Annotated in this window: 18 protein-coding genes and 1 tRNA gene; 15 read left to right on the forward strand and 4 right to left on the reverse strand. The window is 60.3% G+C overall.

Going from position 1 to position 22141, the window contains the following annotated elements:
- Positions 1-150: 150 nt before the first annotated feature.
- Together N1078_RS15030 and N1078_RS15035 are read left to right on the forward strand one after the other, a co-directional pair.
- Positions 151-843 (forward strand): hypothetical protein, encoded by a 693-nt coding sequence (locus tag N1078_RS15030; RefSeq protein ID WP_274088973.1) that lies wholly within the window; start codon positions 151-153, stop codon positions 841-843.
- On the forward strand, positions 840-2657 hold the full coding sequence (locus N1078_RS15035) for a hypothetical protein (RefSeq protein WP_274088974.1): 1818 nt from the start codon (positions 840-842) through the stop codon (positions 2655-2657). Before N1078_RS15030 ends, N1078_RS15035 begins: the two co-directional genes overlap by 4 nt.
- Positions 2658-3159: 502 nt before the next feature.
- Here the strand turns inward: N1078_RS15035 and N1078_RS15040 are convergent.
- Positions 3160-3236: transfer RNA gene (locus tag N1078_RS15040), tRNA-Arg, on the reverse strand.
- A 538-nt stretch (positions 3237-3774) separates the two neighbouring features.
- Here N1078_RS15040 and gabD point away from each other — a divergent pair.
- From gabD to N1078_RS15055, 3 genes are all read left to right on the forward strand, one after another.
- Positions 3775-5223: an NADP-dependent succinate-semialdehyde dehydrogenase gene (gene gabD, locus N1078_RS15045; protein ID WP_274088975.1), complete on the forward strand. Its 1449-nt coding sequence runs from the start codon at positions 3775-3777 to the stop codon at positions 5221-5223.
- Between the two features lie 171 nt (positions 5224-5394).
- A complete protein-coding gene (gene gabT / locus N1078_RS15050) occupies positions 5395-6675 on the forward strand; it encodes a 4-aminobutyrate--2-oxoglutarate transaminase (protein WP_274088976.1) in 1281 nt (426 codons plus the stop codon).
- Between the two features lie 316 nt (positions 6676-6991).
- A complete protein-coding gene (locus N1078_RS15055; protein WP_274088977.1) occupies positions 6992-8194 on the forward strand; it encodes an HDOD domain-containing protein in 1203 nt (400 codons plus the stop codon).
- A gap of 27 nt (positions 8195-8221) precedes the next feature.
- Here the strand turns inward: N1078_RS15055 and N1078_RS15060 are convergent, their stop codons facing one another.
- Positions 8222-8656, reverse strand: a complete 435-nt coding sequence (locus N1078_RS15060) for a BLUF domain-containing protein (RefSeq protein WP_274088978.1) — start codon at positions 8654-8656, stop codon at positions 8222-8224.
- A gap of 14 nt (positions 8657-8670) precedes the next feature.
- Complete coding sequence (locus N1078_RS15065; protein WP_274088979.1) at positions 8671-9087, reverse strand: hypothetical protein; 417 nt, start codon at positions 9085-9087, stop codon at positions 8671-8673.
- 203 nt (positions 9088-9290) lie between these two features.
- Between N1078_RS15065 and arsS the strand changes: the two genes are divergently transcribed.
- The 9 genes from arsS (at position 9291) to N1078_RS15110 (ending at position 20086) form a co-directional block, all read left to right on the forward strand.
- The gene (gene arsS / locus N1078_RS15070; RefSeq protein WP_274089017.1) at positions 9291-10259 is read left to right on the forward strand and encodes an arsenosugar biosynthesis radical SAM (seleno)protein ArsS; all 969 of its coding nucleotides are present in this window, start codon (positions 9291-9293) and stop codon (positions 10257-10259) included.
- A gap of 15 nt (positions 10260-10274) precedes the next feature.
- Positions 10275-11660 carry a sodium:solute symporter gene (locus N1078_RS15075; RefSeq protein WP_274088980.1) on the forward strand — a complete coding sequence of 462 codons (1386 nt, stop codon included), beginning with the start codon at positions 10275-10277 and terminating at the stop codon, positions 11658-11660.
- Positions 11660-12628, forward strand: a complete 969-nt coding sequence (locus tag N1078_RS15080; RefSeq protein ID WP_274088981.1) for a hypothetical protein — start codon at positions 11660-11662, stop codon at positions 12626-12628. The genes N1078_RS15075 and N1078_RS15080 overlap by 1 nt, the downstream gene beginning before the upstream one ends.
- The gene (locus N1078_RS15085) at positions 12621-14762 is read left to right on the forward strand and encodes an FAD-dependent oxidoreductase (protein WP_274088982.1); all 2142 of its coding nucleotides are present in this window, start codon (positions 12621-12623) and stop codon (positions 14760-14762) included. Before N1078_RS15080 ends, N1078_RS15085 begins: the two co-directional genes overlap by 8 nt.
- Positions 14762-15472 (forward strand): DUF3047 domain-containing protein, encoded by a 711-nt coding sequence (locus N1078_RS15090; RefSeq protein ID WP_274088983.1) that lies wholly within the window; start codon positions 14762-14764, stop codon positions 15470-15472. The genes N1078_RS15085 and N1078_RS15090 overlap by 1 nt, the downstream gene beginning before the upstream one ends.
- 64 nt (positions 15473-15536) lie before the next feature.
- On the forward strand, positions 15537-16610 hold the full coding sequence (locus N1078_RS15095; protein WP_274088984.1) for an FAD-dependent oxidoreductase: 1074 nt from the start codon (positions 15537-15539) through the stop codon (positions 16608-16610).
- A 367-nt stretch (positions 16611-16977) separates the two neighbouring features.
- Positions 16978-18483 carry a methyl-accepting chemotaxis protein gene (locus N1078_RS15100; protein WP_443218117.1) on the forward strand — a complete coding sequence of 502 codons (1506 nt, stop codon included), beginning with the start codon at positions 16978-16980 and terminating at the stop codon, positions 18481-18483.
- Positions 18484-18682: 199 nt separating this feature from the next.
- A complete protein-coding gene (locus tag N1078_RS15105; RefSeq protein ID WP_274088986.1) occupies positions 18683-19366 on the forward strand; it encodes a type 1 glutamine amidotransferase domain-containing protein in 684 nt (227 codons plus the stop codon).
- Between the two features lie 63 nt (positions 19367-19429).
- Positions 19430-20086, forward strand: a complete 657-nt coding sequence (locus N1078_RS15110) for a cupin domain-containing protein (protein WP_274088987.1) — start codon at positions 19430-19432, stop codon at positions 20084-20086.
- Here N1078_RS15110 and N1078_RS15115 read toward each other — a convergent pair.
- Positions 20083-21315 carry an NADH:flavin oxidoreductase/NADH oxidase family protein gene (locus tag N1078_RS15115; RefSeq protein ID WP_274088988.1) on the reverse strand — a complete coding sequence of 411 codons (1233 nt, stop codon included), beginning with the start codon at positions 21313-21315 and terminating at the stop codon, positions 20083-20085. The genes N1078_RS15110 and N1078_RS15115 overlap by 4 nt on opposite strands.
- 77 nt (positions 21316-21392) lie before the next feature.
- Here N1078_RS15115 and N1078_RS15120 point away from each other — a divergent pair, with 77 nt between their 5' ends.
- On the forward strand, positions 21393-21797 hold the full coding sequence (locus tag N1078_RS15120; RefSeq protein WP_274088989.1) for a MerR family transcriptional regulator: 405 nt from the start codon (positions 21393-21395) through the stop codon (positions 21795-21797).
- The last annotated feature ends 344 nt before the right edge of the window (positions 21798-22141 follow it).

The raw sequence follows: 22141 nt of genomic DNA on the forward strand, positions 1-22141 counted from the left end.
CAGGAAGCCTTGGCTATGCGGCATGATGCTCCGGCTTCAATTCAATAACCGTGTTGCACTCAGCTCCTGCAACCGCCCTGCCTGCAAGCACTTTATCAAGCTCAGACCGAAGCATTTAAAGATCGCTGCAATATTATCCTGCTCGATGAGATGAACCTCTCACGACCTGAACAGTATTTTGCAGAGTTTCTCTCAGCGTTGGAAATAAACAGTGCTAGTGAGCGCCTTATTAGCTTGAGTGAAAACTGCCTGACGGATGCACCTCGCTTTCTTAAAGAGCAGCGCAAAATACTTGTTCCGGAAAATCTCTGGTTTATTGGTACGGCTAACCAAGATGAGACAACCAATGAACTGGCCGACAAAACCTATGACCGTGCTCATGTGATGATCCTGCCACGTCAGGAAGAGACCTTCGATATCCAAAAGCTACCGCCAATAAGATATTCATTCAGCTCTCTGCAAGATCGGTTTGACAAGGCTATTGCAGTGAACCAAGACGACGTACAGGAACTGCTGGAGCAGCTCAAGTACAGCGATCTGACAAGCGTCTTAGCTGAGAGCTTCGATTTTGGTTGGGGTAACCGTTTTGAACGTCAAGCTAAGCGCTTCATCCCCGTGATGATCGAGTGCGGTGCTTCAAAGCAGGATGCCTTGGATCACCTGCTTTCCACGCGGGTGATGAGACCTGGCAAGGTTACCAAGCGCTTCGACATTTCCGTTGAACAACTCGGCCGGGTAGAAGATGCACTCGACCAGTTTTGGAAGGAAATCAAGGGTGGCGAAGCTGTCAAATCTAAGCTGCTGATCGTTGAAGATCGTCGGCGCAAGGAACGCGGTGCATGAGGCTACATGATCGTATTACCGGGCAGCCTCTTAATGGGTTGCCTGAGACGGTGTCTTCGGGTCGCTATCTGCTTCGTCAGAAGGCAACCCTAAACCGTCATACGTCGCTTGAGATAGATAGCTTGCTATGTACTGATGGTTCAAGCCGCTGTCAATTGGAGGCGCTAGTATCGCCCTTCACCCCCACAGAGAAAGATGCTGAGGATGATTTAGAGCTGTTTTGCGACGCAGTTACTTCCATAGTCAGATTGATGGCAGCCGGCGACGAGCATCCCTCGCCACTTATGCCAGCGGCCATTATTAGCGAGCAGGGGCATATGAATGCTCTGGAGCAACAGTTGGCCGAGGTTTTGAAAGCAGGTCATTTACAGTCAATTGCAAAGCGTCCGCGCGTTGACCTTAAGTACGAAGAGACAGTTACTGAGGTTTCCCGTGCCCGTCGCCTGACCAGTAGTACCTACACCCATCTAGCGTCACATTCTGAGTGCTGGCAAAGCATGAGTTTGCTTGGCGTGACGCCGCGCAAAGTTCTGGCTCGATTCAGCGAGGATGATTATTCGATTTACGAAAATCGTGTTTACGCACGTTTACTGGACGAGCTGGATAAATATTTAACCCGCCGTTTGAAGCGCCTTCAAGCGCTGCGGGACGGTTTAGAAAAAACGTTGAAGTTCTCGCAGAGTGCTGACTTGCACTATCTGCTTATCCGCGAGATATGCGCTTTGTGGGGGGAAACCTACTGTACAGAGCAGACAAAGCAGCAGCTGGAAGAAACCCAGAACACCCTGGGTACGGTCAGTGCACAGCTCAAATGTATCCGTGGCCTTAAGCAAGGCGGTTTGTATCTGCAAGTCCCGCGCTCTTTACGAGTAGGCGCCTCGCTGCATCGGACCAATATCCTTACCCATGACCAGCATTATCGGCATGTCGCGTTGTTATGGGATGAGCTGCACAATGCTTGCCAGCAAGCTAACCGCACCCCTGCGCAAGTGCTTGCAGCTAATCAACAGCTAGAGCTGGACTACAGCGTCTACACCGGTCTTGTTCTGCGTCAGGCCCTGTTGCGCTATGTTCCACTAAACGATGGCAGCGCCAGCTGGGCAAATCGCCAGATCAGTATTCGACAAAACGGGCTGAACTGGCAGCTTATGGTCGATAACAATACCAAGCTAGAGCTGGTGCCTTGGGCATGCTCATGTGCTTTGCCGGATGACATCAAAGAACTGCCAAGTCAGCGTGTCATTTGCTGGCCGGGTATAGAACTTGAAGACAGCCTAGATACTGTCCTCATTGGTTGTGCGCTTCGCGTTTCCCCGATGGATCTCTATGTGGTGGAGCGTATGGGGGCGCTGGTGGATCAGGTGCTAACCCGAGTAATGCTTGCTGGTTACGCCGTGCCGGTGATGCCGTTACCAGGGCCGGTTGCTGTGGCGGGGCAAATGATCAAAGGGCTCAAAGTCCAGGGCAACCAGTTGCAAGTGCTGAGTCACCTCGCGGACGAAGATGCGGCCAACATGCAGGCATCGTTTGCAAAACATGCACGTCCAGAACTAGGGCAGGCATTCGATAGTCGCTTAAAAGAGCTTCAGGCGCTTAGTGGTTGTCCGGTTTGCGCTGCGACATGCGAGTTAACCGCTCAGAGTGACGGCGGATTTAGCAGCGTCTGTAAACAATGCGAAACCAAGCGTTACTGGCGCAAGCTAACTGGAACAGGCTGGGAGTATCAGCAGTTCCTCAATGGGATAGATGTATTTCGTGTCAACGGGCGGCGTAGCATGACTCTCGTGATAGACCGGAAAGCGGGTGATGCCTGATTGAGCACGCCAGATATTTGCTTGAGCAGGAAGCCCGTATCAGCTACGGAGACTTGTCGAGTCTTGGCCAGAATGGACGTAGCCTTTAAGTCCTCGTCCGGTCATGTCTTGTCTAAGAGGCTGTTTGGGTTAGGACATGCACCATCAAGTTCGTATTTCAGATGTGCTCGATTTTGATTACCAACCAGTAGAATCTTATTTAGGCCGTAACCAGCAGACTCCAGGACATCCAAGCGTTCCAGAGTGATCTGCAAAGCGTGCAGCATGCTGCAATCCAATTTTAAGCTAGTACTCAAAAGTCTGGCTCGTTAACTGAAGCGGCCAAACGTTAGGCACGGTTTAGGCACAGAATTGGCACAGCGCGAAAATCAACCTAAAACGAGTCGCCCAGGCAGTGCTCATCTTGGGCTGCAAGTAGGGCAGTTTAAGTTTCGAGATGTAGCTGGGATTAGAGCAGGTCGATTTTACGGATTTTTAAAAATCCCTATAAATCAAAAAGATATGGCGCACCAGGCGGGATTCGAACCCACGACCCCCGCCTTCGGAGGGCGGTACTCTATCCAGCTGAGCTACTGGTGCGTAATTGTTGCGGCGATCATTTGACCACTAGCTGTCACCCTTCTCAACCCAACGAGTATTGCCTTCGGAGGGCGGTACTCTATCCAGCTGAGCTACTGGTGCGTAATTGTCGCGGTGGTCATTTGACCACTAGCTGCCACCCTTCTCAACCCGACGAGTATTGCCTTCGAAGGGCAGTACTCTATCCAGCTGAGCTACTGGTGCAACGCGGCGCAATCATACGCATCTCGCTGGCGGGCGTCCATGCCGCTACTTTGTTCGTGATTCTGCACGGGAACCGCCGCCTGGCTATCTGGGCCTGCGAGCAGGGAATATGCACAGTCCTCGTTAATTTTTTCGAACATACTATTGCCCTTTACCCCTCTTAACCCTAGCATTCGTTTGAGATTTCAAACGCTCTTGCTGAAATCATCTGCGCTACGCTTTTTTGCGCGTTTATTAAGCAGCATAAGCCCAACGATCAAATCCAGCGACGCTGTAGGGCGGCGCATTCGATGACAGGTACCGATGCCAGGGTGTCGGAATTGAGGAGACTGCCATGCAACTGAAAGACACCCAGCTGTTCCGTCAGCAAGCTTATATCGACGGTGTTTGGTTGGACGCCGACAGCGGCCAGACCATCAACGTGAATAACCCGGCAACTGGCGAAATTCTCGGTACAGTCCCAAAAATGGGCGCGGCCGAAACCCGTCGCGCCATTGAAGCCGCAGAGAAAGCGCTGCCGGCCTGGCGTGCACTGACCGCCAAGGACCGCGCCAACAAACTGCGTCGCTGGTTCGAGCTGATCATCGAAAATCAGGACGACCTCGCGCGCCTGATGACCCTGGAGCAGGGCAAGCCATTGGCTGAAGCTAAAGGCGAAATCGTTTATGCCGCCTCCTTTATTGAGTGGTTCGCCGAAGAAGCCAAGCGCGTCTATGGCGATGTGATTCCCGGTCACCAACCAGACAAGCGCTTGATCGTGATCAAGCAGCCAATTGGCGTGACGGCAGCAATTACCCCGTGGAACTTCCCGGCGGCGATGATCACCCGTAAAGCCGGCCCGGCGCTCGCCGCGGGCTGCACCATGGTGCTCAAGCCTGCGTCGCAAACGCCTTTTTCGGCGTTTGCCCTGGCTGAGCTGGCCCAGCGTGCCGGTATTCCTGCCGGTGTGTTCAGCGTGGTGTCCGGCAGCGCCGGCGATATCGGCAGCGAGCTGACCAGCAACCCGATCGTGCGTAAGTTGTCCTTCACGGGCTCGACGGATATCGGCCGCCAGCTGATGGCCGAATGCGCCAAGGACATCAAAAAGGTGTCCCTGGAACTGGGCGGCAACGCGCCGTTCATCGTGTTCGACGACGCAGACCTGGATAAGGCCGTCGAAGGCGCGATCATTTCCAAGTTCCGCAACAACGGCCAGACCTGCGTCTGCGCTAACCGCCTGTACATTCAGGACGGCGTATACGACGCCTTCGCCGAGAAACTGGCGGTTGCGGTGGCCAAGCTGCAGATCGGTAACGGCCTGCAAGAGGGCACCACCACTGGCCCGCTGATCGACGACAAAGCTGTGGCCAAAGTGCAGGAGCACATTGCCGATGCATTGAGCAAAGGCGCGCGCCTGCTCACCGGTGGCAAGCCGCACACCTTGGGCGGCAGCTTCTTCGAGCCAACCATCCTGGTCGACGTGCCGAAGCATGCAGCGGTGGCCAAGGAAGAAACCTTCGGCCCGCTGGCCCCGCTGTTCCGCTTTAAGGACGAGGCCGAAGTCATTGCCATGTCCAACGACACCGAGTTCGGCCTAGCCTCTTACTTCTATGCCCGTGATTTGGGCCGTGTGTTCCGTGTAGCGGAAGCACTGGAGTACGGCATGGTGGGCGTTAACACCGGGTTGATCTCCAATGAAGTCGCGCCGTTCGGCGGCGTCAAAGCCTCCGGTCTGGGCCGCGAAGGCTCGAAGTACGGCATTGAGGACTACCTGGAAATCAAATACCTCTGCCTGGGTATCTAACCCCCGGCGAAGTAACTGCGCAGAGGTGCACGAGAGCGCTGCACCTTCTGCGTTTATATGGACAGACCCTGTGGCCGGGTGTGCTGCGGCAGTCGATCATCGAATACTGCCAAGCCCTCCCGGTAACACATCCTTGAACCACGCCGCGATTAAACGGCGAATGAGGACACCATGAGCAAGACCAACGAATCTTTGATGCAACGCCGGATGGCTGCCGTTCCACGCGGTGTCGGCCAGATCCACCCGATCTTCGCTGAGCGCGCGGAAAACGCCACCGTATGGGACGTCGAAGGCCGCGAGTTTATCGACTTCGCCGGCGGTATCGCCGTACTCAACACCGGCCACTTGCACCCTAAGGTAGTAGCCGCGGTACAAGAGCAGCTGACCAAGCTGTCGCACACCTGCTTCCAGGTGCTGGCTTACGAACCCTATGTCGAGCTGTGCGAAGAAATCGCCAAGCGCGTACCGGGTGACTTCGACAAGAAAACCCTGCTGGTGACCTCCGGCTCGGAAGCGGTCGAAAACGCCGTGAAGATTGCCCGCGCCGCCACTGGCCGTGCCGGCGTGATCGCCTTCACTGGCGCCTACCACGGCCGCACCATGATGACCCTCGGGCTGACCGGTAAAGTCGTGCCTTACTCGGCCGGTATGGGCCTGATGCCAGGCGGTATCTTCCGTGCGCTGGCACCGTGTGAGCTGCACGGTGTGAGTGAAGACGCGTCGATCGCCAGCATCGAACGCATCTTCAAGAACGATGCGCAGCCGAGCGACATCGCGGCCATCATCATCGAGCCGGTGCAGGGCGAGGGCGGTTTCTACACCAACTCTCCAGCCTTCATGCAGCGCCTGCGTGCCCTGTGCGACGAGCACGGCATTCTGCTGATCGCTGACGAAGTACAAACCGGCGCGGGTCGTACCGGCACCTTCTTTGCCACCGAGCAACTGGGCGTAATTGCGGACCTGACCACCTTCGCCAAGTCGGTCGGCGGTGGCTTCCCGATCGCGGGCGTGTGCGGCAAAGCCGAAATCATGGACGTGATCGCACCCGGCGGCCTGGGCGGCACCTATGCCGGCAGCCCGATTGCCTGCGCAGCGGCCTTGGCCGTGTTGAAGGTCTTCGACGAAGAAAACCTGCTGGAGCGTTCACAAGCGCTGGGTGAGAAAGTCAAAACCGGTCTGCGCGCGATCCAAGCCAAGCACAAGGTGATTGGCGATGTCCGCGGTCTGGGCTCGATGATTGCCATTGAACTGTTCGAGGGCGACGAGAAGCGCACCCCGGCGGCGGCATTGGTCGGCAAGATCGTTGCGCGTGCACGTGAGAAGGGCTTGATCCTGCTGTCGTGCGGCACTTACTACAACGTCATTCGTTTCCTGATGCCCGTGACCATTCCCGACGCACAACTGGAGAAGGGTCTGGCGATCCTCGCCGAGTGCTTCGACGAACTGGCCTGATACTCAGCTGTTCATGCAAAAGACCCGCTTAGGCGGGTCTTTTGTTTTCTACCGCCGTATCAGGCTCAGCACTGAAATCCACGGCTATATCGCACCTGTTTCAGGGCGGATTTGAAACCGTGGCAAAATGCCTCATGCCGGTTTTTTATCTAAACCAACCGCTCTAGAACAGCCTATTCAGCCATGATTTAAACTTGGCTAAGTGCTCAAGATTTTCTCGCGTTGCATGCGCGCGTGACTGGCTTTCCCTTACACTGCGCGCGGCTGGCTGCGCTGAAGCCATTATTTTGCTATGACGCTTTTCTCTGAGGTTTCCATGACTGCTACGGCCAAGGCTGCGGAGATTCTGATCGCCGAAGCAGAACCCTGGACTGCCGATCTGCTCGTGCAACTGGTTCGTGATGTTCGCCCCGATGCACGCATTCTGCGCGTCACCGACGGCGAAGCGGCGCTGGCCAAATGCAAACGGCGCCTGCCGGATCTGGTGATTGCCGATGGCGACCTGCCGGGGGTCGATGGCCTGGAACTGCTGCGCCAACTGCGCCGTCACCCACGCACCCCGGCACTGCCATTTATCCTAATCAGCAGCCGCCTGGATGCCAACAGCGTGCGCGCTACACGGCCGCTGGCACCGACGGCCTACCTGGCTAAACCGTTCAATGCCGAACAACTGCGCCAGCGCCTATTGGCCATTCTCGGCAGCGCAGAGGCGCCAGCGATGAACGCTAACGCCCCTCTGCTCGTCGACAGCCTGGATGAGTACCTCAACGCGGTGCGTGAAGAAGGCCAGGGCGCGCCGCTGTTAGCCTCGGTACGTGACTCGGTGAGCCAGTGCCTGAAAGGCGACGAAACCAACCTGCGTGAACTTGAACAGATCTTTTCCCGTGACCCGCAGATCACTGCGCGCCTGATCGCTGCGGCCAACAGTGCTGCCCAGCATCAGGGCGTGCCCTGTCAAACCCTGAGCCAGGCACTGCCACGCCTGGGCGTGGCGCGCACGTTGAATCTGGTGCTGGGCATGGCCGTGCAGCGCAACGCGCAACTCAGCGACCCGCGCTTGGCCGAGCTGGCCAACAGTGCCTGGGAGAGCGCCCAGCGCAGTGCCGATCTGGCGCGCTGGCTGGCCAACGAGCTGCATCTGGATGCCGAGCTGTGCTTTACCGCCGCGCTGTTGCACAACATCGGTGAGCTGGCATTGCTGCGTAGCCTGCAAGATTGGCAGGACGCTGGCGGCGTACTGCGTGACGAGCAAATCCCGCAAAGCCTTCAGCAACGCGCCGCCAGCTTCGGCTCGGCGCTGCGCATCCGCTGGCGGTTGCCGTTCGGCCTGCGCGAGCTGATTACCGCGTTTTACACCCTCAGTAGCGGTGTCTTTTCGCGCGAGGCGCTGGTGCTCAATCTGGTGTGCCTGCTGCTACGCCAACGCAGCAATCAATCAGCCAAAGAGTTACGCGACGAACGCTGCGTACGCTTATTGCGCCTGGATATCAGCCTGCTAGAGCGCATTCCCAAGCTGTAGCGGCCAGTGGGCTGAGCCACTGAGGTTCTAACTGAGAACAGGCGATTTAAGCGTGCTGACGGTCTCACTCAGCTCCAGTAGCAGACCGGTAATTTGCTCGGCGCTCATGTTGAACGGATCAAAGCGGTCGCTGGCCGAATACTTGAGAAACAGCTCGCGGTTGGTCTGCTTGGCCCCGGCCCAACCCATGCTCCAGTTGCTGTAACGGCGCATGCTGATTTCGGCGTAGTCGAGGATGGTCAACTCCTTGTGCCGGGTGTCATCGGCCAGGCGGTTGTACAAGGCATTAACCTCGGCCCGCGGGCCTTCCAGCGCCTGCAGGAAGATATCGGCGTTGCAGCAAAGAATCCCGGTCAGGCCTTTACGCGGGTTGTTGCGCTGCGAACTGTCGAGAATTTCGCGAATCAGCTCAGCAGACACGCTGTGACTGGCTCGGCTGGCATAGGTGAGGCGGACAAGCATGGTGATCTCCTTTATTAACGTGGCAGCAGGGTTCGAGCAAAAATCAACGTACCGACACCCCAGGCGGCGTTAACCAGAAAGCCGATCAGAAAACGCCCCGGCAGCTTCACCGGATCAAAACCCATCCCCTTGAGTGGAAACACCACCAGCAAAGCGACGGTGGTCAGGGCGATACCGCCGAACAGCAGGGCCTTGAGCCAAGGTTGTGGGGTGCCTGCCTGCCAACGCAGCACCAGCAGCATCACCACCGCCCAGAGCCCACCCCAGAAGGATGCCGAAAGTAACGCAGGCACTCCCAATGGCGCAGTAGGGCTCAGGTTGAACGGCGCAAATGGCACCACTGCCAGTGCATGAAGCAAGCCCAGCACAGGCTGGTGAAAAAACGGCACGGCCAGAAAGCCCGCGAGAAAAAACAGACTCAAACGCAACATCGGTAATCCCCAGGCTAACGACTGTTAGCCGATACTGCCTTATTTGTATAAGATCCGTACAACTAATTGCACGGCATTCTTCTATCCAGCTGTGTAACAAAACCCCGCGTGCACTCTCTATAGTGGCGACATCACGGCTGAGCCTATTCAGCCCGCTGCGCCCACCCGGCGCGCCCCTCATAAAGGAGCCAACTGTGCACGCCATGCTGCCCTTGCTCGACCAACTGGCTTTTCCGGCAATCCGCCGGGGGCCACTGGAAGCGCTGCAGATCAACCTGACCTACCGCTGCAACCAGCGCTGCCTGCATTGCCACGTGAATGCCGGGCCAACGCGCACCGAGGAAATGACAGACGAAAGCCTGGCGTTATTGCATCAAGTAATCGATGCGCACCCGGTGCAAACCTTGGACCTCACCGGCGGCGCACCGGAAATGCACCCACGTTTTCGTGAAATTGTTGTACATGCGCGCCGTGAAGGCCTGCGGGTGATCGACCGCTGCAACCTGACCATCCTCAGTGAGCCCGGCTATGAAGACCTGGCCCAGTTCCTTGCCGAGCAAGGCGTGGAGGTCAGCGCCTCGTTGCCATGCTACTCACGGGATAACGTCGATAAACAGCGCGGCGATGGCGTATTCGAGGCCAGTATCAAAGGCCTGCAACAGCTCAACGCCCTCGGCTATGGCCAACCCGGCAGCGGCCTGATTCTGAATCTGGTGTACAACCCGCAAGGGCCAAGCTTGCCGCCGCCTCAGCAAGGCCTTGAGGCCGACTATAAGCAGCACCTGGCGGAAGATTTCGGAATCGTCTTCAACCACCTGCTGACCATTACCAACCAGCCGATTGCGCGCTTTGGCAGCACCTTGGTCAGCAAGGGCCAGTTCAACACCTACATGCAATTGCTGCGCGACAGTTATCGCCCGGAAAACCTCGACGCACTGATGTGCCGCTCGCTGGTCAGCGTCGACTGGCAGGGTTATCTGTACGACTGCGATTTCAACCAGATGCTCGATCTGCCACTGCCCTTGCAAGGCCAGTTGATTGGCTGCCAGCGCGCGCATTTGCGTGACCTGCTCGGCGCCACACTCGATGGCAACCCGATTGTTACCCGCGACCACTGCTACGCCTGCACCGCTGGACAGGGCTCCAGCTGTGGCGGCGCATTAAATGAATAAGCTTGGAGTGAACCTATGAGCAGCACGGTCGGGCTGTTTTTCTGGGGGTTTCTGCTGGTGTATGGCGCGCTGATGGTGGCGCTGTCGCCGCGCGCAGTGACCCTCGGTGGCTTCTTCAACGGTGAAGACAATCAAGGCCGCAGTGCTGCGCCTTGGTTGCTGACCTCAAGCATTTTTATCAGCTGGATCTTCGCCAAGTCGGTGACCAACGCCGCCAATCTGGGAGCCAGTTACGGCCTGATCGGCGGCCTGGCCTACGCCATGTATTGGCTGTCGATTCCGCTGACCGGCTTCGTCATCTACCGCCTGCGCCGGCGTTATGCGGCCACGGGGCTGGTGAGTTTTCTCAGCAGCCATTATGGCCGTGGCGCGGCGCTGGCGTTTTCTGCCGCCATCCTGATCCGCCTGTTTAACGAGGTGTGGAGCAACACCGCCGTGGTTGGTGGTTATTACGGCGACGCCGGCAGCCTTGAGTTTATCGGCGCGGCCTTGCTGTTTACCGCCGTGACGCTGGCCTATAGCCTGCGCGGCGGCCTGCGTAGCTCGATCCTTACCGATGCGGCGCAGGCGGCGATCTTTATCGTCGCGCTGGTCTGGGTACTCGGCCTAGTACTCCCGCAGCATTCCCCCAGCGAGCTGGCCAGCACCAGCCACTGGGCACTGAATGCCGGCGTCGATCTGCTGCTGGTCGCCGGTCTGCAGGCCTTCAGCTATGGCTTCCATGACCCGGTGCTGACTGATCGCGGCTTTATCAGCGAAGAGAAAACCATGCGCCGCTCATTCGTGATTGCCGGCGTACTGGGCTTTATCGCCATCCTCGCGTTCAGCCTGATCGGCGTCCATGCGCAGCTCACTGGTTTAGCGGCCTCAGACAACGTACCCGCCGCCCTGGCCAAGACCATGGGCATCGGCGCGTTAATGGTGATGACCGTGGTGATGGTCTCTGCCGCGGGCTCAACCCTGGACTCAACCTTCTCCAGTTTGGCCAAGTTGGCCGGGCGTGAGCTGCCTAAGTTGGCCGGCCGCGACCTGGGCCAGAAAGCCATCGGCGTGGGCATGGCGGTGATGGTGCTGTTCGCCCTGCTCGGCAACCTGCCGATGATCGCCGGCACCGACATTCTCAAAGCCACCACCATCAGCGGCACCATGGTGATCGGTCTGGCACCAGTGTTTATCCTGCACGGCCTGACCACGCCAACCCGCCTGGGCTTTCACCTGAGTTTCTGGACTGGTCTGGGCTTGGGCGTGGCCCTGACGCTGGGCTGGATCCCGCCAAGCTGGGCCATTGGCGACGGCAAATACGCGCTGCTACTCGGCACTAACCTGTATGGCCTGGGCCTTTGTGTGCTGGGCTATCTGGTTCCCGGCTGGCTGCGCGCCGGTCAACGAGGCGCAGCCTGATGCGCGCCGGCCGCGATTGCCCGCTGGACTACCGCCTGGCGCGGGATGCCTTTAGCGGTGAACCGCTGTTCGAATGCGCAACGCTGTATGTAGTGGGTGGCCTGTATGGCAATCGCCAGGCCCTGGCTGCGCTGCAACGGCGCCTGGTTACCGAGCCCAATGCCCGAGTGGTGTTCAATGGCGATGCGCATTGGTTTGACCGCGACCCGCAGATTTTCCAGCAGATTGAAGAAGGGCTGAGCCCGCACCTGACCCTGCGCGGCAATGTCGAAACCGAGCTGGGCCGCGCCGACGACAGCGGTGCTGGCTGCGGCTGCGCCTACCCGATGAGCGTGGACGACGAGGTGGTCGAGCGCTCCAACGCCATTCAGATGGAACTGAATCGAACCGTGCAAGGCTTGCCCGGTATGGCCGAGCACTTGGCTGCACGTCCGAGTACAGCGCTGGTCAGCGTCGGTGGCCAGCGCGTCGCCATCAGCCATGGCGATGAGCAGTCCCTGGCCGGCTGGAATTGCTCGCGCGAAGCGCTGAGTGTGCCGGCCCGCCAGCAGCAGCTGGATAGCTGGTTCGCCACTCACAATGTGCAGGTTCTGGCCACCAGCCATAGCTGCGCCGCCGTCGCGCTGAACCTTAAGCACGGCGCACTGGTCAATAACGGCGCGGCTGGCCTGCCTAACTTTGCCGGCGGCCGTTATGGCCTAATTAGCCGCATCGCGACCACGCCGCACCCGGCGGCGCTGTATCGCTGCCAGCGCGACGGATTGTTTATCGAGGCCCTGCCGCTGAACTACGACCACGCTGCCTTTCTCGCCGACTTCGACCGCCAGTGGCCCGCCCACAGCCCGGCGGCGCAGTCCTATCGCTCACGTATTCTTGGCACTGTGGCGGACCAACCGTCGCAGGCCCTGCTGGCCGGCTTTAGCCTGTGCCAAAGCCTCTGCGCCTTGGAGGCGCTGACTGATGAATAGCCGCAAAATCGCCCTGATGGGCTTGATCCTCGCCTTGCTCGGCAGCTTCTTTGTCTTCGACATTGGCCAGTACCTCAACCTTGAGGCGCTGAAAGCGCAGCAAGTGGCACTCAACGCCCAGGTCGCCGAGCAGCCTTGGCTGGCGGCGGGGTTGTTCTTTCTTGCCTATGTCGCGGTAACCGCATTGTCGCTGCCCGGTGCGGCGCTGATGACCCTGCTCGGCGGAGCGCTGTTTGGGCTCATCGAGGGCTTCGTGCTGATTTCTTTTGCCTCCACGTTGGGCGCGAGCCTGGCCATGCTCAGCAGCCGCTTTCTCCTGCGTGACTGGGTGCAGAGCCGCTTTGGCCAGCGCTTGGCGAGCATCGATGCCGGAGTCGAGCGCGAAGGCGCGTTTTATCTGTTCGCCCTGCGCCTGGTGCCGCTGTTTCCGTTCTTCCTGATCAACCTGGCCATGGGCCTGACCCGTCTGCCGCTGCGCACCTACTGGTGGGTCAGCCAGCTCGGCATGCTGCCCGGCACTCTGGTGTATGTGAACGCAGGCCGTGAGCTGGGCCAGCTGGAATCGTTGTCCGGCATTCTTTCGCCGGGGCTGCTCGGCGCCTTTGTGCTGCTCGGGGTGTTCCCGCTGATCGCGCGCAAGTTGCTCGGGCTGATTCAGGCGCGGCGGGTGTATGCAGGCTGGCACAAACCCAAAACCTTCGACCGCAACCTGGTGGTGATTGGTGCCGGCGCAGGCGGGCTGGTCAGCGCCTATATCGCCGCGGCGGTGAAGGCCAAGGTCAGCCTGATTGAAAAACACCAGATGGGCGGCGACTGCCTCAACACCGGCTGCGTCCCCTCCAAGGCGCTGCTGCGCTCGGCCAAACTGGCTAACGAACTGAAGAAGGGTGAGGCCCTGGGCTTTACCGGCGTGCAGGGCCAGGTGGATTTCCCGGCAGTGATGCAGCGCATCCAGCGGGTGATTGCCGATATCGAGCCGCATGACTCGGTGGAGCGTTACACCGGCCTGGGCGTCGAAGTGATTGAGGGTGAAGCGAAAATTCTTTCGCCCTGGACGGTCGAGGTCAATGGCCAAACCCTGAGCAGCCGCAACCTGATCATCGCCGCCGGCGCGCGGCCGTTCGTGCCCGATATCCCTGGCCTTGAGCAGGTGCAGGCTTACACCTCCGACACCATCTGGACCCTGCGCCAGCAGCCGCGCTGGCTGCTGGTGCTGGGCGGCGGGCCGATTGGTTGCGAACTCTCGCAGGCCTTCCAACGCCTTGGCAGCCAAGTGATTCAAGTAGAACGCGGTGGCCGCCTGCTGCCCCGTGAAGACGCCAACGCCAGCGAAGCGGTAATGGCCAGCCTGCGTGCTGATGGCGTCGACCTGCGCCTGGGTCATCAGGCCGAACGCTTTGAAGTGGTCGACGGTGAAACCCGCATGATCGCCCGCAACCTGGACACCGGCGAGCCGGTGACCATCGCCTTCGACTGCCTGCTGCTGGCCCTCGGCCGTAAAGCTAATGTCAGCGGCTACGGTGCTGAGGAGCTGGGCCTGACGCTGCGTGACAATGGCACTCTGGAGACTGACGAATACCTGGCCACGCGCTTCCCCAATATATTTGCGGTGGGCGATGTCACCGGGCCGTACCAATTCACCCACGTGGCCGCCCACCAGGCCTGGTACGCGGCGGTCAACGCGCTGTTTGCCGGTTTTAAACGCTTCAAGGCGGATTACCGGGTGATTCCACACTGCACCTTCACCGATCCTGAAGTGGCCCGTGTTGGCCTCAGTGAGGGCGAAGCCCAAGCGCAAAATGCCGCCTATGAAGTCACCCGCTACGGCATCGACGACCTCGACCGCGCCATCGCCGACGAAGCCGCCCATGGTTATGTGCAGGTGCTCACCGAGCCCGGCAAGGACCGCATTCTCGGCGTGACCATCGTTGGCGAACACGCCGGTGAGCTGCTTACCGAGTACGTGCTGGCGATGAAGTACAACCTGGGCCTGAACAAGATTCTCGGCACCATTCACAGCTACCCGACCATGAGCGAGGCGAACAAGTATGCCGCCGGCGAATGGAAACGTGCCCACGCCCCACAACGGCTGTTGCGGCTGGTTGAGCGTTTCCACACCTGGCGGCGCAGCTGATGCGCGCGTTAGTGCTGGGGCTGATCCTCGCCGCACCGCTGGCCCAGGCAGAGAACCTGCTGACGCCCTGGACAGCAGGCCCGCCGAGCGCCGCATGGTCCACGCCTTGGAAGCTGGCGGACATTCCCAAGCTCAAGCCGTCTGAGCGCAGCCTGATCGAGCTGGATGGCCAGCAAGCACTGCAGATCAAAGCCGATGCCGCCGCCGGTGGACTGCTGCACCCCTTGAGCCTGCCCGGCGATCAAGCCTGGCAGCTGAGCTGGCAGTGGCGCACCGAACAGCGCCTGGATAAAGCCCGCTTCGCCACCCGCGAAGGCGACGACTACGCCGCGCGAGTCTATGTGCTGCTCGACTACCCGCTGGACTCGCTGAGTTTTGTCACACGACAAAAGCTGCGCCTGGCGCGGACCTTCTTCGACCCCGACCTGCCGGCGGCAACCCTCAGCTACGTTTGGGATAACCGCGAAGCCCCTGGCACCCATGCCCGCAGTGCCTACACCGAAACGGTGGAGATGCGGGTGCTGCGCGGCCCTAAAGCCGCGCTGGGCGAGTGGCTGACGGAATCCCGCGATCTACGCGCCGACGCCACTGCCGCCTTCGGCAGCGCACCACGCAAGATTCTCGGCGTGGTGTTTGCTGCCGACAGCGACAACACCGGTGAAAGCGTGACCAGTTATTTCGCCGCGCCACAAATACGCAAGCTGCCCTGACAACAGCTCGGGTAAGTCTTTACCATGCAGCCACTGTTAGACACCCAACCTATGGAAGCTTGGCGTGACCCATCACTATGACCTGCTATTGATCGGCGCCGGCCACGCTCACCTCGGGGTGCTGCGGCGCTGGGCCTTGGTCGAACGGCCGCCGGGGCGTATCGCCCTGCTCAGTGCCGGACCGGTGGCCTGGTATTCCGGCATGTTGCCAGGGCTGTTGGCCGGCCGGCATAGCGCTGCAGATTGCCAGGTGGAGCTGCAAACCTTGTGTCGTGCGGCCAAGGTTGAGCTGATCATCAGCCCGGTGGAGAGCTTGTCCGCGGCCCAGCAGCAGGTGCAGCTTGATGATGGCCGTACCCTCGACGCCAGCTGGTTATCGCTGAACGTCGGCGCGCAAATCAGCGCACCGCCCCAGCAGGGCGAGGCCATGCAACTGCTGGCCGTCAAACCCTTCGATAGGTTCCTTGCCGGTTGGCAGCAGTGGCAGGCCGCGCCCCGGCCCATGGCCATTCTCGGTGGCGGCGCGGCGGGGGTCGAGTTGGCCCTGGCCTTGGCCGGCCAGGTGCCGCAGCTGGCGCTGTTCTGCGCAGGCCATCTACTCGATGGCTTGTCGCCTGGGGTGCGTTTGCGCGCGCTCGGCCACTTGCGCCAACACCGCGTAGAAGTACGCGAGGATTGCCCAATCAGCCGCATCGAGAACGACTGCCTGCTCAGCGGTAATGCGCCGGTCTGGCGCGGCCAGCGGTTATTGCTGGCCAGCGGTGCCAAGGCCTTTGCCTGGCCGCAGCACAGCGGCCTGGGCTGCGATGAGCGCGGCTTTGTGTTGATTGCTCCCACTCTGCAGAGCTACACCCACCCGACAATTTTTGCTGTGGGCGACTGCGCCAGCCTGCCCGGTGCACGCAAGAGCGGGGTGTATGCAGTTCGCCAGGGCCCGGTGCTGGCCACCAACCTAAGTGCGGCGCTGCGCGGTTTGCCGCTCAAGCGCTACCGCCCACAGCGGCAGAGCCTGGCCCTGCTGGCCACCGGTGACGGCGGTGCCCTGCTGGACTGGCACGGCTACAGCGCCGGCGGGCAACTCTATGGCCGCTGGAAAGATTTTCTTGATAAGGGTTTTATCCAGCGTCATCGTTTTTAGCCGCTCTGCGCCCTAACCCCACGGGGTTAACCAAACGCTAAGTGATTAACGCTCCTGCGACCAAAGTGTCATGGTCGAATACACCCATGGCTGCTCGAATCAACCTTTCAGCAAAGGTTGGCCGCAGGGAGCGTCACCCACTATGGTCTATAGAATTGTCGACAGCGGCCGATTGCCTAAGCAGGCATATCCAACTGCACGCACCCAGGTTCCAGCAGGCATGGCCCGCCCACTGCATAGCGGCGCGCCACAGGCAGTTTCTGGCCTTGCTTGGGCCAGAATAAGAATAATGAGGTTTGTCATGCGCTCCGCGTTTATTACCTATCCCAAGGCTTGCCTGCTGCACGCCGTCGGGCTGGCCGGATTAATGGTGGCCTATCAACAGATCCAGCTGCCCTGGTTTATCAGCATTCCGTCGTTCCTGCTGTTGGCGCTCTGGCCCTGGCTCGGGCCCTGGCAGCGTCAGCACGAAGAGCCGCTGGCGCAGGCCAATCCGCCGCATCCATCATTCAACGACCTCAGCCAGAGCCTGTCGCGGCAAACCTGCCACAACGCCCTGGCCGCAGCCGAAGTGGCCCATGCGGCGCAGCAACTGGCCGGCAAGCTGCACTCGCAGCTGAGCGCCACCGAGCAGATCAACCAGGCCGCTGAGGCCATCACCCACACCGAACAGGACAACGCTCAGCGCGCCGAGCAAACCCTGCTGGCCGCGCAAAGCGTGCGCCAGAACAGCGCCAGCGGGCAGCAAGAGCTGCGTGAAGCGATCGAGGCCATGCAGCAGTTGAGCGCGCAGACGGCAACCAGCCGCGAGCTGATTGATGGCCTCAGCAGCCGCACCGAACAGATCGAGAAAGTCACCCAAGTGATCCAGTCAATCGCCAGCCAGACCAACCTGCTGGCGCTCAATGCGGCCATCGAAGCGGCCCGCGCCGGTGAGCTCGGCCGCGGTTTTGCCGTGGTCGCCGATGAAGTACGCAACCTCGCTGGGCGCACCAGCAGCGCCACCGAGGAGGTCGCGCAGATCGTCGGCGATATCCGCCAGCAAAGCGGCGCCGTGGTCAGCCACATGCAACAACAAGCCGAGCAGCTCACCCAGGCGGCGCAACAAATCGAGCATACCGGCGAGCAATTGCTGGGGATTGCCGAGCTGGCCGAGGATGTCGAAGCCCAGGTTGGGCAGATCGACAGCGGCACCCGGCATAACCATGAACGCCTGGCCGAACTGTCCGTCGCCGTCGGCCAATTACGCAGCGATGTCGACGACAGCGAAGGGCAAACCCGCCAACTCAGTAACGCCGCCGAGCGCCTGGTCGGCCAAGCGGAAAGCATCAGCGAGCAACTCGCCGAAGTCGGCCTGGATGACTATCACCAGCGTATTTTTGATCTCGCGCGTAACGCCGCCGCGCAGATTGCCGCGCAGTTCGAAAGCGATATTCAGGCGGGCCGGGTCAGCGTCAGCGACCTGTTCGACCGCCACTACCAACCGATTGCCGGTAGCTTCCCAGCCAAATACAGCACCCGCTTCGACCGCTATGCCGATCAGGTGCTGCCAACCATTCAGGAGCCGCTGCTCAGCCAGCATGAAGGCCTGGTGTTCGCCATCGCCTGCACCCCGGAAGGCTATGTGCCGACCCACAACAACGCCTTCAATCATCCGCCCTGCGGTGACCGTACCGTAGACACCCTGAAGAGCCGCAGCAAACGCCTGTTCAACGACCGCACCGGCATCCGCTGCGGCAGCCATCAAAAGCCGTTGCTGCTGCAAACCTATATGCGCGACACCGGCGAGCTGATGCACGACCTGTCGGTGCCGATCATGGTTCAGGGTCGCCATTGGGGTGGTTTGCGCCTGGGTTATAAGCCCGAGGCCTAAATCGGCGCGACGCTATCCCGTCGCACCCCGAGAGCCAGGCCTGTGGCGGCGGGCAGCACGGACAGAGATTCGAGCGGAGCGGGGTATTCATCCTCTCGATACTCGTCATTAAAACTTTTGAATTATCGAATCAGAGCAAGGCTCCTATGCTGTACGCCATTCACGCTCGCAATGGGCATTTACCTACAAGGAGCAGGTTATGAAGATTCTGCTGGTTCTGACTTCCCACGACCAACTCGGCGATACGGGCCATAAGACCGGTTTCTGGCTAGAGGAATTTGCTGCGCCTTATTACGTATTCAAGGATGCCGGTGCGCAGCTGACCCTGGCCTCGCCCAAGGGCGGTCAGCCACCCCTTGACCCGAAAAGCGCTGATGCCGATGCGCAAACCGCCGCTACCGACCGCTTCAACGCCGACCCGGCCGCGCAACAAGCACTGGCCAACACAGTGCCGTTAAGCCAGGTAAAGGCGGACGATTTCGATGCCGTGTTCTACCCAGGCGGCCATGGCCCGCTGTGGGATTTGGCCGAAGACCGCACCTCAATTGCCCTGATCGAACGCTTCCAGGCACTCAACAAGCCAGTGGCGGCGGTGTGTCATGCACCGGGCGTGCTGCGCCATGTGAAAGCGGCCAACGGTAAGCCGCTGGTCAGCGGTAAAAAAGTCACCGGGTTCAGTAACAGCGAAGAAGCGGCGGTGCAGCTCACCGAAGTGGTGCCCTTCCTGGTGCAAGACATGCTGATCGCCAACGGCGGCCATTACACCAGCAAGAACGACTGGCACAGCCATGTGGCGGTCGACGGCCTGCTGATTACCGGGCAAAACCCGGCGTCCTCAGAGGCCACCGCCGACGCACTGATCACGCTGCTAAACAGCCACTAATCGCTAAACAGGCTGGCGTACCGCATATATAAAGCTGAACGCCGGCCAGAGGTCATTTCAACCATGCAACTTAACGCCGATTTCAGCCAGCGGGCGCTTGTGCGTCCAGACGACAGCCCCTGGGTCGCATCGCCCATGCCCGGTGTCGAGCGGCGCATGCTCGACCGCATTGGCGAGGAACTGGCACGAGCAACCTCCATCGTGCGCTATGCCGCAGGCTCTCACTTCAGCTCGCACCAGCACCCCGGCGGTGAGGAGTTTCTGGTGCTGGAAGGGGTGTTCTCCGACGAGCGCGGAGATTACCCGGCCGGCACCTATGTGCGTAATCCGATCGGTAGCCAACATGCGCCGTTCAGCCGCGATGGCTGCACGATCTTCGTCAAACTCATGCAGTTTGATCCAGCAGATGATCAGCACGTCGTCATCGACAGCAACCGCGCCGAGTGGCGACAAGGCTTGGTTCCGGGTCTGCAGGTGTTGCCGCTGCATCAGCATGGCACCGAGCATGTGGCGCTGGTGCGTTGGGCGCCGGGCACCTATTTCAATGCGCACCGGCATTGGGGCGGCGAAGAGATTCTGGTGCTCGAGGGTACCTTTCAGGATGAATTCGGCGACTACCCGGCCGGCAGCTGGCTACGCAGCCCGCACCTGTCGCAGCACACCCCATTCAGTGAACAGGGCTGCCTGATCTGGGTAAAAACCGGGCACCTGCCCGATTAACCCTCGCTGGCCATCGACCGCTTATACACACGGGTGCGCCACGCCGCTTTGAGTTGCTCCAGCAATAAGGCGCGCAGCGGTGAAACCTGCGCATGGGTGCGCTTACCGCGGCTAAGCTGGCGCAGCTGAAACTTCACCGTGGCCATGTACGCCAACGAGGCAAACGCCTTGTTCTTCCAGCGGATCGGCGGCAACTCGGCCAGGGCTTCACGCTGGCCAGCCTGCCACTGCTTAGGCAAGGCCGGCTCGATGGCCAACGCCGTACCGATACCGGCCATGGCCACACCGCTGGCCAGCACCTGCTCGACCACCGGCAGGCGGCGAATACCGCCAGTGACCATCACCGGCATCCTGGCCACCGCCGCGATCTCCCCGGCAAATTCGAGGAAATACGCCTCGCGCGCCAAGGTCCGCCCGTCGCGGGCATCGCCCTGCATGGCCGGCGCTTCGTAGCTGCCACCGGACAGCTCGACCAGATCAACCGCCTGTTCATTAAGCAACTGCACCACACGCTTGGCATCGGCTGCGGCAAAGCCGCCGCGCTGGAAGTCCGCCGAGTTGAGCTTGACCGCCACGCAGAAACCCGGCGCCACCGCCGCGCGCACCGCCGTGACCACCTCAAGCAGCAGGCGTGCGCGGTTCTCCAGCGGGCCACCCCAGCGGTCCGTGCGTTTGTTGCTCAGCGGCGAGAGGAACTGGCTAAGCAGGTAACCGTGCGCCGCGTGGATCTGCACGCCGTTGAAGCCGGCCTGTTCGGCCAGTTGCGCAGTGCGCGCAAAACGCTGAATCAATTCGGCAATCTCCGCCTCATCCAGGGCTTTGGGCACGGCAAACATCTTCGATAAACCGCCCAACTGCAACGCCACGGCCGAAGGTGCAACAGTCGGCTGGCCGAGGTTAGCCTGCATCTGCCGGCCCGGATGATTGATCTGCATCCAGATCTGCGCCCCCTTGGCGCGGCCAATGCGCGCCCAGTCGCGGAACTTGTCCAACTGCGAGGCGTCTTCCAGCACCACGCCGCCAGGGCCGGTCATGGCGCGACGGTCGACCATCACATTGCCGGTCAACAACAAACCCGCACCGCCTTCGGCCCAGGCGCGATACAACTGCAACAACTCGGCAGACGGGCCCTGATTCAGGTCGGCCAGGTTCTCTTCCATCGCCGCTTTGGCGATGCGATTGGCCAGGATGCTGCCGTTGGGCAGATGTAAGGGTTGGAAGGCGGTCATGGCGTACTCCGAGGTAGCAGGTGGAGCGAGCCTAAGGTTAAAGTCAACTTTAAGGTCAATAGCCCGGAGTGACGCTCATGAAAATTGGTGAACTGGCCACCCGCAGTGGCTTGGCGCCCTCACGCATTCGCTTCTACGAAGCCAGCGGGCTGCTCAGCGCGCAGCGCCAGGCCAACGGTTATCGCCGCTACCCCGAGCAGGCGTTGCACACCCTGGGGATTATCAGCTGCGCACAGCAGGCCGGGTTCAGCCTGGAAGAGATTCGCCGCCTGCTGCCGCAAACCGAGTCACAGGGCTTGGGGCACGCTGAATTGCTCGCCAGCCTGCAGCGCAAGGTCGTCGAAATCGAGGCCATGCAACAGCGGTTGCTCGAGAACAAAGCACAACTGCTGACGATCATCGCCACCATCGAAAATAAACCCGAAGGCATGCCCTGCAGCGAGAATGCCGAACGGGTACTGGCCAATCTGCGCGGCGCCTGAATCAGCCAAACAAGCCCGGCCAATGTTTAGCGATACAGCAACCAAGCATGTGAAAAATCAGATTTAACCGATGCTTGGCCCTGTGTGACCCTGCTGGCCATGTGTTCTTCCACCGCGTTTTCCGCCCCCTCTGCATGCGCCACGCAGCTGTCTAAACGGTGCCATTGCGCCGCCCGGCAGAGCAATGCCACGCTGCCAAAACCCCTGGCCTTCTGGGCGCTCTGGCATTGCCGCCATGCGCGCCCACCGGATGCTGCACAGCTATTCCTCTGATTGCCTTGTAGCCAGCGCCGCTGGTTGCCAACGCGGAGCCCTGCTTGCTCCAGCACCCGCATGTTGTACCC

The sequence above is a fragment of the Pseudomonas sp. MIL19 genome, from assembly GCF_028680365.1.
GTDB lineage: Bacteria > Pseudomonadota > Gammaproteobacteria > Pseudomonadales > Pseudomonadaceae > Aquipseudomonas > Aquipseudomonas spirodelae.

What these genes read in the sequence shown, in the direction of transcription:
- N1078_RS15065 (WP_274088979.1), bottom strand. Translation starts at nt 9,087, where the DNA reads ATGTTGCGTTTGAGTCTGTTTTTTCTCGCGGGCTTTCTGGCCGTGCCG.
- gabD (WP_274088975.1), top strand. Translation starts at nt 3,775, where the DNA reads ATGCAACTGAAAGACACCCAGCTGTTCCGTCAGCAAGCTTATATCGAC.
- N1078_RS15100 (WP_443218117.1), top strand. Translation starts at nt 16,978, where the DNA reads ATGGTGGCCTATCAACAGATCCAGCTGCCCTGGTTTATCAGCATTCCG.
- N1078_RS15085 (WP_274088982.1), top strand. Translation starts at nt 12,621, where the DNA reads ATGAATAGCCGCAAAATCGCCCTGATGGGCTTGATCCTCGCCTTGCTC.
- N1078_RS15030 (WP_274088973.1), top strand. Translation starts at nt 151, where the DNA reads ATGAACCTCTCACGACCTGAACAGTATTTTGCAGAGTTTCTCTCAGCG.
- N1078_RS15075 (WP_274088980.1), top strand. Translation starts at nt 10,275, where the DNA reads ATGAGCAGCACGGTCGGGCTGTTTTTCTGGGGGTTTCTGCTGGTGTAT.
- N1078_RS15115 (WP_274088988.1), bottom strand. Translation starts at nt 21,315, where the DNA reads ATGACCGCCTTCCAACCCTTACATCTGCCCAACGGCAGCATCCTGGCC.
- N1078_RS15060 (WP_274088978.1), bottom strand. Translation starts at nt 8,656, where the DNA reads ATGCTTGTCCGCCTCACCTATGCCAGCCGAGCCAGTCACAGCGTGTCT.
- N1078_RS15090 (WP_274088983.1), top strand. Translation starts at nt 14,762, where the DNA reads ATGCGCGCGTTAGTGCTGGGGCTGATCCTCGCCGCACCGCTGGCCCAG.
- N1078_RS15110 (WP_274088987.1), top strand. Translation starts at nt 19,430, where the DNA reads ATGCAACTTAACGCCGATTTCAGCCAGCGGGCGCTTGTGCGTCCAGAC.
- N1078_RS15080 (WP_274088981.1), top strand. Translation starts at nt 11,660, where the DNA reads ATGCGCGCCGGCCGCGATTGCCCGCTGGACTACCGCCTGGCGCGGGAT.
- N1078_RS15105 (WP_274088986.1), top strand. Translation starts at nt 18,683, where the DNA reads ATGAAGATTCTGCTGGTTCTGACTTCCCACGACCAACTCGGCGATACG.
- gabT (WP_274088976.1), top strand. Translation starts at nt 5,395, where the DNA reads ATGAGCAAGACCAACGAATCTTTGATGCAACGCCGGATGGCTGCCGTT.
- N1078_RS15120 (WP_274088989.1), top strand. Translation starts at nt 21,393, where the DNA reads ATGAAAATTGGTGAACTGGCCACCCGCAGTGGCTTGGCGCCCTCACGC.
- N1078_RS15055 (WP_274088977.1), top strand. Translation starts at nt 6,992, where the DNA reads ATGACTGCTACGGCCAAGGCTGCGGAGATTCTGATCGCCGAAGCAGAA.
- arsS (WP_274089017.1), top strand. Translation starts at nt 9,291, where the DNA reads ATGCTGCCCTTGCTCGACCAACTGGCTTTTCCGGCAATCCGCCGGGGG.
- N1078_RS15035 (WP_274088974.1), top strand. Translation starts at nt 840, where the DNA reads ATGAGGCTACATGATCGTATTACCGGGCAGCCTCTTAATGGGTTGCCT.